This window comes from Arthrobacter sp. MSA 4-2 (genome assembly GCF_016405885.1).
Taxonomy (GTDB): domain Bacteria; phylum Actinomycetota; class Actinomycetes; order Actinomycetales; family Micrococcaceae; genus Arthrobacter_D.
This window is the reverse complement of the sequence record NZ_JAEKGC010000007.1, coordinates 101,436-115,532: the sequence shown is the minus strand read 5'-3', so window position 1 is coordinate 115,532 and position 14,097 is coordinate 101,436. Positions and strand designations below refer to the sequence as shown.

General features: G+C 68.8%; 15 protein-coding genes. 6 read left to right on the top strand and 9 right to left on the bottom strand.

The window, feature by feature from the left end:
* Positions 1–3: 3 nt before the first annotated feature.
* Both I6N91_RS09540 and pdhA read right to left on the bottom strand, forming a co-directional pair.
* Positions 4–1,011, bottom strand: a complete 1,008-nt coding sequence (locus tag I6N91_RS09540) for an alpha-ketoacid dehydrogenase subunit beta (RefSeq protein ID WP_120166690.1) — start codon at positions 1,009–1,011, stop codon at positions 4–6.
* The gene (gene pdhA, locus I6N91_RS09535; RefSeq protein WP_307843303.1) at positions 1,011–2,150 is read right to left on the bottom strand and encodes a pyruvate dehydrogenase (acetyl-transferring) E1 component subunit alpha; all 1,140 of its coding nucleotides are present in this window, start codon (positions 2,148–2,150) and stop codon (positions 1,011–1,013) included. Before pdhA ends, I6N91_RS09540 begins: the two co-directional genes overlap by 1 nt.
* A gap of 188 nt (positions 2,151–2,338) precedes the next feature.
* On the opposite strand from pdhA, the gene I6N91_RS09530 reads away from it, so the two are divergent.
* Positions 2,339–2,815: an Lrp/AsnC family transcriptional regulator gene (locus I6N91_RS09530; protein ID WP_120166694.1), complete on the top strand. Its 477-nt coding sequence runs from the start codon at positions 2,339–2,341 to the stop codon at positions 2,813–2,815.
* Between the two features lie 189 nt (positions 2,816–3,004).
* Positions 3,005–3,277, top strand: coding sequence for a hypothetical protein (locus tag I6N91_RS09525; protein WP_198812335.1), 273 nt, complete (start codon positions 3,005–3,007; stop codon positions 3,275–3,277).
* A gap of 137 nt (positions 3,278–3,414) precedes the next feature.
* Here I6N91_RS09525 and I6N91_RS09520 read toward each other — a convergent pair whose 3' ends face one another.
* Together I6N91_RS09520 and I6N91_RS09515 are read right to left on the bottom strand one after the other, a co-directional pair.
* The gene (locus tag I6N91_RS09520; RefSeq protein WP_198812334.1) at positions 3,415–5,052 is read right to left on the bottom strand and encodes a cation acetate symporter; all 1,638 of its coding nucleotides are present in this window, start codon (positions 5,050–5,052) and stop codon (positions 3,415–3,417) included.
* On the bottom strand, positions 5,049–5,534 hold the full coding sequence (locus I6N91_RS09515; protein ID WP_198812333.1) for a DUF485 domain-containing protein: 486 nt from the start codon (positions 5,532–5,534) through the stop codon (positions 5,049–5,051). Before I6N91_RS09515 ends, I6N91_RS09520 begins: the two co-directional genes overlap by 4 nt.
* 391 nt (positions 5,535–5,925) lie before the next feature.
* Between I6N91_RS09515 and I6N91_RS09510 the strand changes: the two genes are divergently transcribed.
* Genes I6N91_RS09510 through I6N91_RS09495 form a run of 4 tightly spaced genes read left to right on the top strand, consistent with a single transcriptional unit; the run spans position 5,926 to position 9,802 of the window.
* Positions 5,926–7,113 (top strand): sensor histidine kinase, encoded by a 1,188-nt coding sequence (locus tag I6N91_RS09510; protein ID WP_198812332.1) that lies wholly within the window; start codon positions 5,926–5,928, stop codon positions 7,111–7,113.
* Between the two features lie 16 nt (positions 7,114–7,129).
* Positions 7,130–7,849, top strand: a complete 720-nt coding sequence (locus I6N91_RS09505) for a LytTR family DNA-binding domain-containing protein (protein ID WP_198812331.1) — start codon at positions 7,130–7,132, stop codon at positions 7,847–7,849.
* Between the two features lie 11 nt (positions 7,850–7,860).
* Complete coding sequence (locus I6N91_RS09500) at positions 7,861–8,274, top strand: DUF485 domain-containing protein (RefSeq protein WP_233091676.1); 414 nt, start codon at positions 7,861–7,863, stop codon at positions 8,272–8,274.
* Positions 8,264–9,802 carry a cation acetate symporter gene (locus I6N91_RS09495; protein ID WP_198812330.1) on the top strand — a complete coding sequence of 513 codons (1,539 nt, stop codon included), beginning with the start codon at positions 8,264–8,266 and terminating at the stop codon, positions 9,800–9,802. Before I6N91_RS09500 ends, I6N91_RS09495 begins: the two co-directional genes overlap by 11 nt.
* Here I6N91_RS09495 and I6N91_RS09490 read toward each other — a convergent pair.
* The 5 genes from I6N91_RS09490 to tsf all read right to left on the bottom strand — a co-directional run bounded on the left by I6N91_RS09490 (position 9,791) and on the right by tsf (position 14,016).
* A complete protein-coding gene (locus I6N91_RS09490) occupies positions 9,791–10,369 on the bottom strand; it encodes a DivIVA domain-containing protein (RefSeq protein ID WP_198812329.1) in 579 nt (192 codons plus the stop codon). The genes I6N91_RS09495 and I6N91_RS09490 overlap by 12 nt on opposite strands.
* A gap of 52 nt (positions 10,370–10,421) precedes the next feature.
* Positions 10,422–11,309 (bottom strand): phosphatidate cytidylyltransferase, encoded by an 888-nt coding sequence (locus I6N91_RS09485; protein ID WP_233091700.1) that lies wholly within the window; start codon positions 11,307–11,309, stop codon positions 10,422–10,424.
* Positions 11,310–11,644: 335 nt separating this feature from the next.
* Complete coding sequence (gene frr / locus I6N91_RS09480; protein ID WP_120166711.1) at positions 11,645–12,202, bottom strand: ribosome recycling factor; 558 nt, start codon at positions 12,200–12,202, stop codon at positions 11,645–11,647.
* 100 nt (positions 12,203–12,302) lie between these two features.
* Positions 12,303–13,043, bottom strand: a complete 741-nt coding sequence (gene pyrH, locus I6N91_RS09475; protein ID WP_198812328.1) for a UMP kinase — start codon at positions 13,041–13,043, stop codon at positions 12,303–12,305.
* Positions 13,044–13,179: 136 nt separating this feature from the next.
* Complete coding sequence (tsf, locus tag I6N91_RS09470; RefSeq protein ID WP_198812327.1) at positions 13,180–14,016, bottom strand: translation elongation factor Ts; 837 nt, start codon at positions 14,014–14,016, stop codon at positions 13,180–13,182.
* Between the last annotated feature and the right edge of the window lie 81 nt (positions 14,017–14,097).

Genomic DNA, 14,097 nt, shown 5'->3' with positions numbered 1-14,097 from the left:
CCACTACCTTTCAAGTCCGCTCAGTGAATTGGGCCGGCCGAGCACGCGGTCGACGCCGTCGAGGATGCGGTCGAGGTCCGGCAGGTGGTGGAATTCGAGCTTGGAGTACGGATAGGGGATGTCGAACCCCGTGACCCGGACCGGTGCGTGCTCGAGGTGGTAGAAGCACCGCTCGGTGATGCTCGCGGCGATCTCCGCTCCGAGTCCGCCGGACTGCGCGGCCTCGTGGGTGATGACGAGACGCCCGGTCTTCCGCACGGAGGCTTCGACGGTCTCGAAGTCGATGGGTGCCAGCGAGCGCAGGTCGATGACTTCCACCGAGACGCCGTCGTCGCCGGCGGCCACCGCGGCGTCGCGCGCGGTGGGAACCAGCGGCCCGTAGGTCACCAGAGTGACGTCGGAGCCCTCGGTGACGACGCGCGCCTTCTCCATGCTTGAGGCCGCCGGGTCGGAGCCCTCGTCGACCTCGCCCTTGACGTGGTAGCGGCGCTTGGGCTCGAAGTACAGCACGGGGTCATCGGAGCTGATGGCCTGCTGGATCATCGTGTAGGCGTCCTGCGGGTTCGACGGGCTGATCACGCGCAGGCCGGAGGTGTGGGTGAAGTACGCCTCGGGCGATTCCGAGTGGTGCTCCGGGGACCCGATGCCGCCGCCGAAGGGAACCCGGATGGTGATCGGCATCTTCACCGCGCCCTGGGTGCGGTAGTGGATCTTCGCGACCTGGCAGACGATCTGGTCGAACGCCGGGTAGATGAAGCCGTCGAACTGGATCTCGACGACGGGCCGGTAGCCGCGGTAGGCCATGCCGACGGCGGTGCCCATAATCCCGGCCTCGGCGAGCGGAGTGTCAAGGACCCGGTGGGCGCCGAAATCCTTCTGCAGCCCGTCGGTGATGCGGAAGACACCGCCCAGCTTGCCGATGTCCTCGCCCATGAGGATCACCTTGGGATCGTTGTCCATGGCCCGGCGCAGGCCCGCGTTGATCGCGCGGCCGAAGGTAAGAGTGGACATCAGGAGCTCCCGTCGGAGGATGCGCTGTCGGCAAAGGATGAAAGGTACCGCTCGTAGTGGTCCTGCTGGCGGTCGAGCCAGGAATTCGGGGTGCTGTAGACGTGCTTGAACACGTCCGACGGCGCGGGTTCGGCCATGCCCAGGCAGCCGGCACGCAGCTCGGCGGCGACGGCGTCGGCCTTGGCCTTCACGGCGGCGGTGAAGGCCTCGTCGAACAGGCCTAGAGAGCCGAGGTGCGCCTCGAGGCGCTTCAGCGGGTCCTTCGCCGCCCAGTCCTCGAGTTCGTTGGCGTCGCGGTACCGGGTGGGGTCGTCCGCGGTGGTGTGCGGGCCCATCCGGTAGGTGACCGCCTCGATGAAGGTCGGCCCGCCGCCGGAGCGTGCCCGGGCGAGGGCCTGGCGGGTGACGGCGAGGCACGCGAGCACGTCGTTTCCGTCGACCCGCACGGAGGGGATGCCGAAGCCGGGGGCGCGGTTCGCGATCGGCACGTGGGCCTGGAGGCCCACCGGCTCGGAGATGGCCCAGTGGTTGTTCTGGCAGAAGAAGATGACCGGCGCCTGGAAGCTCGCGGCGAAGACCATCGCCTCGTTCACGTCGCCCTGGCTGGTGGCGCCGTCACCGAAGTAGGTGACCGCTACGGCGTCGTCGCCGTCGTTGAGGATGCCCATCGCGTAGCCGGTGGCATGGAGGGTCTGCGCTCCGATGATGACCTGGGGAGTGGCCATATTGATGGCGTAGGGGTCCCAGCCCGAGGAGGCATTGCCCCGCCAGACGCGCAAAATGTCGGTGAGGTCCACTCCCCTGCAGTAGGCGACGGCGTTCTCGCGGTAGCTCGAGAAGACGAAGTCGTCGCTTCGCAGCGCGCGGCCCGAGCCGATCTGCGCCGCCTCCTGGCCGAGCAGCGGCGGCCACAGGGCCAGTTCGCCCTGGCGCTGGAGCGCCGTGGCCTCGGAGTCGATCCTGCGGACGACGACCATGTCCTCATAGAGGCCCTGAAGCGCGGCGCCGTCGATATCGGCGACCAGGGCGTCGTAGGCCGGTTCCGGAACGCGGACGCCGTCGGCGGTGATCAGCTGGATGAGTCCGGAGCCTGTCTCACCCGGGCCACCGGGAACGGATTCGATGTTTTTCAGGGCCACAATTGCACTTCGCCTTCACTGTCAGGCCGGTCCGTCCGCGGCGCCGCAGCACCCCCAGGACACCCCGGGCGCCATTACCCGAAGTACCTGTGACACTACTCACACACCACAGGTGGCACAACCGAAATGTTATTCACTGAGCAATATGCTCTATTCCGGGTGGTCCCGGCGTGTTAGCGTTGCGCAGTATGCAACCCCTTGATGGCACCGATCTCCGCCTGCTCCTCGCGATGGCCAAGGACCCCCGGCGGACCGTCGTCGCCCTTGCCGAAAAACTTGGCCTTTCGCGCAATACGGTGCAGGCCCGCATGACCCGACTCGAGCAGAAATCGGTCTTCCTCTCCTTCGAACGGCGCATCAATCCCGCCGCCTTGGGGTATCCCCTGATGGCCTTCATCCACGTCCATGTCCAGCAGCAGAAGCTTTCGGAGATCACAGCCCGGATCAGCGAGATCCCGGAGGTGATCGAGGCGTACGGCCTCAGCGGGCAGGCCGACATCCTTGTGCGCGTCGTCTCGGCGGACGCCGAGGACCTGTTCCGGGTGAACGGAAAGATCCTCGCCTGCGACGGCGTCGAACGCTGCGACACGTCCCTGGCGATGGGTGAACTCATTCCCTTCCGGGTCGAGCCCCTGCTGCACCGCGGGCCGCGGCAGCCGTCCTGACGAACGCCCCGGCCCGCGGCGGCTATGCCCGGACGCTCCAGCGGGCCCCTACCGCGGCCGGCCCCGGTGGGCACGCTTCTCTTTTCCCTTTTGGTTGCTCCCGGCCGGAGCTAGGGTCGAACCACCGCCGGGTACCCCGGCGGAACAGCGCACTGCCCAGGTGCAACCACGCCTGCGAAGGAGTAGACCATGGCCCCCGAATCAGAAGACCCCTCAAGCCCGGTCCGTGACGGGCTCACTCAACCGACCACACCCCTCCCCCGCGAACGGACCGAGCAGACGGCCCCTGCCGACGACGCGGATGGCTCCGCCAACCTCGACTTCAACTTCAGCGGCGCCGATGAGCCGGACCAGCCCGAGGAGGCTCCCGGGCTCAACGTCGCGGCCGGCCCCGCCGAGGAGGAGGACCGCGAGAAAACCGACGAGCGGGAACTGACCACGGACATCAGTCCCAGCGACTAGCGCGGACACGGCACAGTAGGGCACGGTACTGCACGGTACGGCACGACCGATCCCGCCCGGACGCCGAAGGGCCGCAGCACCACGAGGGGTGCTGCGGCCCTTCGTCGATGCGGGTCGGGGAGGTCGGTTGCCGCGCCCTAGTGGTCGACCGCCTTCTCCGCGCCCACACCGGTGAGCGAGCGGACCTCCATCTCCGCCTGGACGAGGGGGTCCTCGGTCCGCTTGGACAGTGTGGTCCCCAGCCAGCCGAGGAAGAAGGCCAGAGGAATCGACACGATGCCGGGGTTGTTGAGCGGGAAGATCGAGAAGTCGGCCCCCTTGATCATCGACGTCTCGCCGCCAGAGACAACCGGTGACAGTGCGATCAGCAGGATCGCCGAGCCGAGGCCGCCGTACATGCTCCACATGGCGCCCTGGGTGTTGAACTTCCGCCAGAACAGCGAGTACAGGATGGTCGGCAGGTTCGCACTAGCAGCCACCGCGAAGGCGAGGGCCACGAGGAACGCGACGTTCTGCCCGGAGGCGCCGATGCCGCCCAGGATGGAGAGCAGGCCGATGACGACGACGGTACGCCGTGCGACCTTGACCTCGCCGTCCGGGTCGACCTTGCCGCGGCGGATGACGTTCGCGTAGATGTCATGGGCGAACGACGCCGCCGCCGTGATGGTCAGTCCCGCCACCACGGCGAGGATCGTGGCGAACGCGACCGCTGAAATCAGGCCGAGCAGCAGCGGGCCGCCGAGCTCGAACGCGAGCAGCGGGGCCGCCGAGTTGACCGCGCCCGGCGCCGCAAGAATGCGCTCGGCACCGATCAGGGCGCTGGCGCCGTAGCCCAGCACCAGGGTGAACAGGTAGAACGCGCCGATGAGCCAGATGGCCCACACCACCGAGCGGCGGGCCTCCTTGGCGGTGGGCACCGTGTAGAAGCGCATGAGCACGTGCGGCAGGGCCGCGGTGCCGAAGACCAAGGCCAGCGCCAGCGAGATGAAGTCGAGCCGGGTGGTGCCGGTCAGGCCGTACTGAAGGCCGGGGCTGGTGATCGCCGCGTTGCCCGAGGTCTCGATGGCCGCGCCGAGCAGGGTGGAGAAGTTGAACCCGTGGATCGCGAGGACCCACACGGTCATGATGAACGCACCGGTGATCAGCAGGAAGGCCTTGATGATCTGCACCCAGGTGGTGCCCTTCATGCCGCCGATCAGTACGTAGATGATCATGAGGATTCCGACGACGGCGATCACCAGGGACTGGCCAATGCGGTCGTCGATGCCCAGCAGCAGGGAGACGAGACCGCCGGCGCCGGCCATCTGGGCCAGCAGGTAGAAGAAGCACACGGCCAGTGTGGTGATGGCCGCCGCGATCCGGACCGGACGCTGCTGGAGGCGGAAGGAAAGGACATCGGCCATGGTGAACTTGCCGGTGTTCCGCAGCAGCTCCGCAACGAGCAGCAGGGCTACGAGCCATGCGACGAGGAAGCCGATGGAGTAGAGGAACCCGTCATAGCCGTTGATGGCGATGGCACCGACAATGCCCAGGAAGGAGGCTGCGGAGAGGTAGTCCCCCGCGATCGCCGTCCCGTTCTGCGGGCCCGTGAAGGAGCGGCCTGCGGCGTAGTAGTCGGCCGCTGTCTTGTTGTTGCGGCTGGCCCGCAGCACGATCACCAGCGTGATCGCGACGAACAGGCCGAAAATCGTGATGTTCAGCCAGGGCTCGCCGACGCGGGTCGACTCGGTGGTCTGCAGGGGCAGGAACGGACCTGCGGTGAGGGGACTGATCATTTCTTCCCGCCTGTCGGATCGCTGAATGCTTCGGGGGCGGCACTCTCAAGCTCGTGCCGGAGGTTGGCCGCGATGGGATCGAGCCGCCGGTTGGCGTAGCTGACGTACCACATGGTGATGGCGAACGTGCTGACGAACTGCGCCAGCCCGAGGAGGATGCCGATATTGACGTTGCCGAAGACCGGGGTAGCCATAAACTCGTGGGCGTAGTCGGCCAGCAGCACGTAGGCGAAGTACCACAGCAGGAACGCCACTGCCATGGGGAAGACGAAGCTGCGGTGCCGCTTGCGCAGTTCCTGGAACTGCTCGGCCTCCTGGACCTCCGTGAAGTCGACCGCGGGCCGGGCGGCGGCACCCGCAGTGTGCGCACCGGCCGCCGGGGCCGCCTGATGTGCCTGGACGCCGTCGGTCCGGCCGGTCTCCGGAGCTCCGCCGTCCGGGCCCGGCGATCCCCCGTCCGGTTCGATTGGATGCGAACCCATTGTTCCTCCTCTGCTTGGACACTTCCCTGCGGTGCCGGCGGCATTGCCGGGCAGGGTCGACCTGCGATGTGACTTCACTCACTCTCACTCCTCCCGGGGCGCTTTTCCAGCGCTGCGCGATAGTCCCGCGCCCAACGGGCGGCGCGCTGCGCCGAACGGTCAGGCCGGGATGCCCGGATGGGCCCGCCGAGGCATGGAGGTGAAGCCGGGGCTGCCAGGCAGGGAGGTCAGGCGGGAAGGTCAGGCAGGGAGGTCAGGCAGGGAGGTCAGGCAGGGAGGTCAGGCAGGGAGGTCAGGCAGCGGTGGAGCAGCAGCGGCAGTCCCGCGGCTGCGGGGCCCGCCCGGCGGCGGACTCGCCGCCCGTCGAGGACCGAGCCACTACTGTAGAGCCATGGTCAGCCCCGCCGTCGACACCGCCCTGGTGTTCGCCGTCGCCGCCATCACCCTGGCGGTGGTCGGTTCGGTCGGGTTCCGGTTGTCCCGATCCTTTCGGGACCTCGGATCCGACGCCGACCGCGCGACCTACACCACCCTCCACACCGCTGCGCTCGCCTCCGAACACCTGCGGGAGGGACTGACCCCGGCGGGGGCCTCCAAGGCGAGCCGCCACCTCCGGGGGCTGCTGCGGTGCGACACCCTGATGATCACCGATGAGGCCGCCGTGCTCGGCTGGGACGGTGCACGCACTCTTCCGGCCGGGGTGATGGACGCGATCGGCGGATCGCTGGCGAATGGACGTACTCAGATCGTGCGCCGGCCCCAGCTGGAGCAGGCGGGCATCACCGGCCTGGGCGAGCTGGTCGTCGCGCCGGTCCGGGTAGACCAGCGGGTGGTCGGCACCGTCGGCGCCTTCGCCGCAGAGGCGAATGCCGGCCTGGTGCGCGCAACGAACGAACTGGCGGGCTGGGTCTCGACGCAGGTCGAACTGGCGGAACTCGACTCCTCCCGCCGGCTGCTGATCGAGGCCGAGGTCCGGGCGCTGCGCGCCCAGATCAGTCCGCACTTCATCTACAACTCGCTCAACGCCATCGCCTCGTTCATCAACACGGACCCGCAGCGCGCCCGCGACCTCGTCGTCGAGTTCGCCGACTTCACCCGCTACTCCTTCCGGCGCCACGGCGACTTCACCACCGTGGCCGAGGAACTCCGGAGCATCGACCGGTACCTGCTCCTTGAGCGCGCCCGCTTCGGTGACCGGCTGAAGGTGCGGCTCGAGATCGGCCCGGAGGTGCTGGGCACCGTCATCCCGTTCCTGAGCCTTCAGCCGCTCGTCGAGAACGCCGTGCGGCACGGCCTCGAGTCGAAGGAAGGCACCGGGCACATCACCATCACCGCCCGCGACGCCGGGACCTTCGCTGAGGTCACGGTTGAGGACGACGGCGTGGGCATCGAGCCCGACCACCTCCGCTCCGTCCTCGCCGGCCACGCCGACGGGGTCCACGTGGGGCTGCGCAACGTCGATTCGCGGCTGCGCCAGGTGTATGGGGACGACCACGGCCTGATCATCGACACCGCCCCCGGCGCCGGGACCCTGATCACGCTGCGGGTCCCCAAATTCCAGCCCGGCAACCGCGCCTGAGCGTACGCTAGGGATTATGGTCAACGTGGTCATCGCCGACGATGAGCTTCCGGCAGTGGAGGAGCTCGCCTTCCTGCTCTCCCAGGACAGCAGGGTCCGGACCATCCACCGCGCCTCAAGCGGCGCCGAGGTGCCGGCCACCCTTGAACAGTCCGACGTCGACGCCCTGTTCCTCGACATCCATATGCCGGCCGTGTCCGGACTCGATATCGCACGCTCGATCGCCGCCCTCGACCGGCCGCCCGCCGTCGTGTTTGTCACCGCCGACGAGGACCGGGCGCTTGAGGCGTTCGACCTCCGGGCCGTCGACTACCTGCTGAAGCCGGTGCGCCGGGAGCGGCTGTCCGAATCGGTCCGGCGCATCTGCGAACTCGCCGAGGGAAGCGCTGCTGCGCCGGAGGTCATCACGGTCGACCAGGGCGGGATCAGCCGGCGGATCCGCCGCGATGAGGTCCGCTATGTCCAGGCGCAGGGCGACTATGCCCGGCTTCACACCGCCGGGGCGAGCTACCTGATCCGCATTCCGCTGAACGACCTCGAACGGCAGTGGGCCGATGCCGGCTTCCTGCGCATCCACAGGTCCTACCTCGTGGCCATGGACCAGGTGCGCCTGGTGCGCCTGGGCGCGGGACGCCCCAGCGTGACCGTCGGCGACGCCGAACTGCCGGTGAGCCGCAGGCACCTGCCCGGGGTCCGCGAACAGCTCGAGGCGACGCGCCTGCGGCCCGGCCACTAGACCGCCCCGCCATGACCACTCCCGAGCCGCACCGGCCGCCCCCTGCCACCGACCCCCGGCGCCCCGCCCGGGTGCGGGTCACCGCGCCGCGCACCAGCGCCAAGCCCAGTTCCGGGACCTACCCGGTGACCCGCGAGATGGCCGAACACTCGGCGGTCGGCGAGGTCGTCGTCGGCTCCCTCATCCGGTCCCAGCTGCGCCTGGCGCTCGTGGTGGCCGGCGGATTCCTCATCATCCTGATCGGCATCCCGGTCCTGCTCGGGCTGTTTCCCTCGATCCGGGAGGTCACCGTGTTCACCGTGCCCGTGCCCTGGCTGCTGCTCGGGCTCGGGGTCTATCCGCTGTCCATCGCCTGCGCGGCCCTCTACGTCCGCAGCGCCTCACGCAACGAAAAGCGGTTCCAGGACCTGATCGATGAGGGCTGACGAGGTGGGCGACGCCTTCGGGCTCAACCCCGCCGTGGGGTACGCCGCCCTGCTGCTCGTGGCGGTGACTACGCTCCTGATCGGGATCTACGGGCTGCGCATCTCGCGGACCACCGGCGACTTCTACGTGGCCTCCCGCACCGTCCGGCCCTGGTGGAACGCCTCGGCCATCGGCGGGGAGTACCTTTCGGCCGCCAGTTTCCTCGGCGTCGCCGGGCTGATCCTCATCTCGGGAACCGATGCCCTGTGGTTCCCCATCGGCTACACCGCCGGGTACCTCATGCTGCTGCTGTTCGTCGCCGCGCCGCTGCGCCGTTCGGGGGCCTACACCATCCCCGACTTCGCGCAGGCGCGACTGGAATCGCTGGCTGCCCGCCGCATCACCAGCCTGCTCGTGATCGTCGTCGGCTGGCTGTACATCGTGCCGCAGCTCCACGGGGCCGCGCTCACCGTGAGCATCACGACGGGGCTGCCGGCCTGGGTGGGCCCCCTCGCCGTCGTCGTCGTCGTGTGTGCCGGCGTGATGGGCGGCGGGATGCGCTCGATCACCTTCGTCCAGGCCTTTCAGTACTGGCTCAAGCTCACGGCGCTGGCAGTGCCGGCCGTGTTCATCCTGCTGCGCCTGGGCGTGGAGGGCCTGCCCGTGACCGACGGGGGCGCCGCCTTCACCGCGGACCTGAACACCACCGCCGGCGCCTCCCTCTACAGCACCAGTTCCCTGGTGATCGCCCTGCTCTTCGGAACCCTGGGGCTGCCGCACGTGCTGGTGCGGTTCTATACCAACCCCGACGGCGCCTCGGCGCGGCGCACCACGCTGATCGTGCTGGCCCTGCTGTCGGTGTTCTACCTCTTCCCCACGCTCTTCGGCATCCTCGGGCGGATCTACACCCCCGACCTGGCGGTGCCGGGGGCGGCCGATGCCACCGTGCTGATGCTGCCTGGAAGGATCTTCGACGGCGCCGCCGGGGACGCGCTGACAGCGTTCGTCACGGCAGGCGCGTTCGCCGCATTCCTGTCCACCTCGAGCGGCCTCGTGGTCTCGCTGGCCGGCGTCGTCAGCCAGGAGTTCTTCTCCGGCAGTGTTCGGGGGTTCCGCCGGGCCGCGGTCCTCTCGACCCTGGTGCCGCTGGTCCTGGCGCTGCTGACCGACTCGCTGGCGCTTGCCGGCAGCGTAGGCTCGGTCTTCGCCTTCACCGCCTCAACGCTGTGCCCGCTGCTGCTGCTGGGCATCTGGTGGCGCGGGCTCACCGACGCCGGGGCGGTGGCCGGTATGCTCGCCGGCGCGGTCCTGTGCGGGGGCTCGATCCTCACGGCTGCCCTGCTCGGACCGGAAGCGGCGTCCCTTGACTGGCTCCGGCAGCCCGCGCTCTGGACGGTGCCGGCCGCGTTCCTCGTGATGATCGTCGTGTCCCGGGCGACCCGGGGCAGGCGGCCTGCGGGCACCTCCCGCGTGCTTGCGAGGCTTCACACACCGGAGGCTCCCGAGCACCGGCTCGCCGGCTCGAGGACCGAGCCGTCAGTCGATTGAGGCCATGAGTTCGACGACCCGGTCAAGGAAAGCGTCGACCTGGTTCTCCTCGTAGCCGGCGGGCCCCACTGTCTCCCGGAAGACGGCCCGGCGCACCACGTCGACGCTCAGCGGCAGATCGTTCTCGAAGTACCGCAGCAGCTTCTCGCACAGGGCGTCGACGTCCTCGCTGTTGTAGCTCAGCGCCTTCTTCTTGGTCGGCCTGCGGAAACGCTCGCCGGGGGCCCGGTGGAGCCGGCCGCGCAGGACCGCGGAGGCGCGGCCGATCTGCATCAGCCAGGCGTCTTCACCCTTGGCCTCGATCAGCTGGTCGCGTTCCCGCTGGGCAAAGGCATCCTCGAGCCGGTCGAGCGCGGCGTCGACGTCCTGCGGCTCGTAGCCGCCCTTCGCCGGTTCGAACACGATGGCGCGGACCTGAGCGCTGGTGATCGGCCCGTCACCGGACTCACCGTTGTTGTAGAAGTTGCGGGCCCGGACCAGGAAGCGGTCCACCTGCCGGGTGTTGTAGCCATAGCTGCGCCGGCCGACGCGCGCAAAAGGTGAGCTGCCCTGGCGAGCATCGTCCATGGTGCCTGTGTCTTTCTGCTGAGACCAAAAAGGCTGGCGGAATCCCCGTCCGCTAGATCAGCCCTGGTACCAATGTAGCGGACAGCAGGAACGCCATCGGCGAGGCGAAGACCACCGAGTCGAGCCGATCCATGACTCCCCCGTGGCCGGGCAGCATGGTGCCCATGTCCTTGACGCCCAGTTCACGCTTGATCATCGATTCGGCCAGGTCGCCGGCGGTGGCCGCCGCAACGATGGCCACGGCAAGGACCAGGCCCACCCAGAGCGGCTGGTCGAGCAGGAAGACCGCGCACAGCGCGCCGATCACCATGGCGCCGGCGACCGAACCGCCGAAGCCCTCCCAGGACTTCTTCGGACTGATCTTCGGGGCCATGGGATGCTTCCCGAACAGCACGCCGACCAGGTAGCCGAACGTGTCGTTGGCGACGACCAGCAGCAGGAGCGTCGCGATAAGCAGGTACCCGCCGGGAAGCTGAAGCAGGAGCATCGCAAAACTGAGCATGAAGGGCACCCACAGAAGGGTGAAGGCCCCGGCCATCACGGCCCGCGGCGCCCCCGGTGCGGGGTCGAGCGACCGCCACAGCAGCAGGGCCAGGAATGAAAAGACCGAGGCGAAGGCGAGGCTCTCCGCGCCGCCGTAGTAGGCGGCGAAGGGCAGCGCCACGCTTGCGGCCACCGCCGGGACCAGTGGCATGCCGATGCGGCGCACCGCCAGGGCGCGCGACACCTCAAGGACGCCGAGGACGCCGAGGACCGTCACCAGTGCGACGAAGGCAAGCGGAAAGAAGAGGAGGCCTGCAAGGACCAGGATCATCAGGCCCACCCCGACCCCGATTGCGGCCGGCAGGTTCCGGCCGGCCCGCGAGGGCGCTCCCCGCACGCGCGGCGGCCGGCGTGACCGGCGGAAGAGGCGTGGGCCGCGCTTGCGGGCCTCACGCAGTTCGCGCCGGGTCACCGGTCCGGCCGGCACTGCGGCCGCGGGCGACGCCGTTCCGGACGTGCCGGGATGCGCGGTGGCGGGGAGAGGCTCGGGTGTTGCCGGAACGCCCGGCGTCGGATCCGCGGGGACGGAGGCAGTGACTCCGGCCGGGCGGGTCCCGGGTCCGGCGGCCATGCCTGCTGTGCCGGCCGCTCGGACCGCCGGCACCGCGCCGGTCACCCGCGGGACCGCGGTTGAGGCAACGGACGGACGGGGTGCGCTTCCACCGGGTGTATCCCGGGCGGCGCCGTCACCCGAGGGGACGTCGCCGCCCTCTGAGGGCTTGGGAACATGCATCAGACTTCGAGGAGCTCGGCTTCCTTACGCTTGAGCATGTCGTCGATGGTGTCCGTGTGGGACTTCGTCAGGGCGTCGAGTTCCTTTTCGCCGCGCGAACCCTCGTCCTCGCCGGCGTCGCCGTCCTTGACGGCCTTGTCCAGACCGTCCTTGGCCTTGCGGCGGATGTTCCGCATCGAGATCTTCGCGTCCTCGGCCTTGGTGCGCACGAGCTTGACGTATTCCTTGCGGCGCTCCTGGGTGAGCTCGGGGAGCACCACCCGGATGACGTTGCCGTCGTTGGAGGGGTTGGCGCCCAGGTCGGAGTCGCGGAGGGCGCGCTCGATGTCGTTGAGGGCGGCCCGGTCGAACGGGGTGATCAGCAGGGTGCGTGCCTCGGGGTTCTGGAAGGAGGCGAGCTGCTGCAGCGGCGTCGGCGCGCCGTAGTAGCTGACCATGACCTTGGAGAACATCGCAGGATTGGCCCGCCCGGTCCGCACTGTCGCGAAGTCGACCTTCGCCGCTTCGACGGCCTTATCCATCTTCTCGGTGGCCTCTAGCAAGATCTCTTCGATCACGATGTCTCCTTAGCTCTGCGTTCAGTTGCCCGGCAACCGGTCCAGTGTTCAATCCTAGTTCACCGACCGGACCCCGCGGCCCGGATTCGGAGCCCGCGGGCTAGTTGGTGACCCGCGTGCCCAGCTTCTCGCCGCGGATGGCACGGGTGACGTTGCCCTCGCCCTCCATGCCGAACACCACCATCTCCAGGTCGTTGTCCTTGCACATGGTCATGGCGGTCTGGTCCATCACCCGGATATCGCGGCGCAGGGCCTCCTCGTAGGAGAGGGTGATGAGCTTCTCGGCGGAGGGATCCTTGTGCGGATCGGCCGTGTAGACGCCGTCGACCCCGCTCTTGGCCATCAGCACCTCATCGGCGTGCACCTCGAGCGCTCGCTGGGCCGCCACGGTGTCTGTGGAGAAGTACGGCAGTCCCGCGCCGGCACCGAAGATGACCACGCGGCCCTTCTCGAGGTGGCGGATGGCGCGCCTCGGAATGTATGCCTCGGCGACCTGACCCATGGTGATGGCGCTCTGGACGCGGGTTTCGACGCCCGCCTGCTCCAGGAAATCCTGGAGGGCGAGGCAGTTCATCACCGTGCCAAGCATGCCCATATAGTCGGCGCGCGAGCGGTCCATCCCGCTCTGGGAGAGTTCAGCGCCGCGGAAGAAGTTTCCACCGCCGACGACGATCGCCACCTCCACCTCGCCCACGGTGGCCGCGATCTGCTTGGCCACAGCCCTCACCGTGTTCGGGTCGACGCCGAGCTTGCCGCCGCCGAACACCTCGCCGGAAAGCTTGAGGAGCACCCGTCGTCGTCCGTTCTTGCCACCCGTGATTGCCGGTTCAAGGTTGTCCATGATGCCTCCCAGGGCGTAAAGCGGTGCGTTCTGCACAATCGATAAAAGAATACGGTGCGCCGCGCGGGCGCGAAAAAGGGTGGCCACCCAGGGGTGGCCACCCTTTCCATTGTTACAACCGATCCGGCGTGCGGACCTACGCGCCGACGCGGAAGCGGGCGAAGGCGGTGGCCTTCACTCCGGCGTCGCTGAGGACCTGGGCGATCGACTTCTTGGTGTCCTTCGAGAAGGGCTGGTCGACCAGGACGGCGTCCTTGAAGAAGCCGGTCAGGCGGCCTTCGACGATCTTGGTGAGCGCTGCCTCGGGCTTGCCCTCGGCGCGGGCGGTCTCCTCGGCGATGCGGCGCTCCGACTCGACCAGGTCCGCGGGAACCTCGTCGCGGGTCAGGTAGGTCGGGGTGTAGGCGGCGATGTGGAGCGCGACGTCGTGGGCGGCCTCGACCGCAGCGGCGCCTTCACCCTCGACGGCGAACAGCACGCCGACCTGGGCGGGGAGGTCCTTCGAGGTGCGGTGCAGGTACGCGTCGACGACGGCACCCTCAACGCGGGCCACGCGGCGGATGTCGACCTTCTCGCCCAGCAGGGCGCCGGCCTCGATGACGTGCTCCGACATGGGGCGGCCGTCGACCTCGAAGGCCAGCAGGGAGTCGACGTCGGTGGCGCCCGAAGCGATGGCGGCGTCGAGGACCTTGTTGGAGAAGTCGATGAACGGTCCGGCCTTGGCGACGAAGTCGGTCTCGCAGTTGACCTCGACCATGACGCCGACGCTGCCGTCGACGCGTGCGGCGACGAGGCCCTCGGCGGTCGAGCGGCCTTCACGCTTGGTGGCGCCCTTGAGGCCCTTGATGCGGATGACCTCGAGGGCCTTGTCCGGATCGCCGTTGGCCTCGTCGAGGGCCTTCTTGACGTCCATCATGCCTGCGCCGGTGCGCTCACGGAGGGCCTTGATATCAGCGACGGTGTAATTCGCCATGGAAAACTCCTAAATTCTTGTTGATCTGCGAAGAGGATCCCTGCCGGCGCTCAGCCGGTGGAACATGCGTAAGGGGCGCGG

What these genes read in the sequence shown, in the direction of transcription:
- I6N91_RS09490 (WP_198812329.1), bottom strand. Translation starts at nt 10,369, where the DNA reads ATGGACGATGCTCGCCAGGGCAGCTCACCTTTTGCGCGCGTCGGCCGG.
- I6N91_RS09510 (WP_198812332.1), top strand. Translation starts at nt 5,926, where the DNA reads ATGGTCAGCCCCGCCGTCGACACCGCCCTGGTGTTCGCCGTCGCCGCC.
- I6N91_RS09525 (WP_198812335.1), top strand. Translation starts at nt 3,005, where the DNA reads ATGGCCCCCGAATCAGAAGACCCCTCAAGCCCGGTCCGTGACGGGCTC.
- I6N91_RS09530 (WP_120166694.1), top strand. Translation starts at nt 2,339, where the DNA reads ATGCAACCCCTTGATGGCACCGATCTCCGCCTGCTCCTCGCGATGGCC.
- I6N91_RS09505 (WP_198812331.1), top strand. Translation starts at nt 7,130, where the DNA reads ATGGTCAACGTGGTCATCGCCGACGATGAGCTTCCGGCAGTGGAGGAG.
- tsf (WP_198812327.1), bottom strand. Translation starts at nt 14,016, where the DNA reads ATGGCGAATTACACCGTCGCTGATATCAAGGCCCTCCGTGAGCGCACC.
- I6N91_RS09500 (WP_233091676.1), top strand. Translation starts at nt 7,861, where the DNA reads ATGACCACTCCCGAGCCGCACCGGCCGCCCCCTGCCACCGACCCCCGG.
- I6N91_RS09495 (WP_198812330.1), top strand. Translation starts at nt 8,264, where the DNA reads ATGAGGGCTGACGAGGTGGGCGACGCCTTCGGGCTCAACCCCGCCGTG.
- I6N91_RS09515 (WP_198812333.1), bottom strand. Translation starts at nt 5,534, where the DNA reads ATGGGTTCGCATCCAATCGAACCGGACGGGGGATCGCCGGGCCCGGAC.
- pyrH (WP_198812328.1), bottom strand. Translation starts at nt 13,043, where the DNA reads ATGGACAACCTTGAACCGGCAATCACGGGTGGCAAGAACGGACGACGA.
- I6N91_RS09540 (WP_120166690.1), bottom strand. Translation starts at nt 1,011, where the DNA reads ATGTCCACTCTTACCTTCGGCCGCGCGATCAACGCGGGCCTGCGCCGG.
- I6N91_RS09520 (WP_198812334.1), bottom strand. Translation starts at nt 5,052, where the DNA reads ATGATCAGTCCCCTCACCGCAGGTCCGTTCCTGCCCCTGCAGACCACC.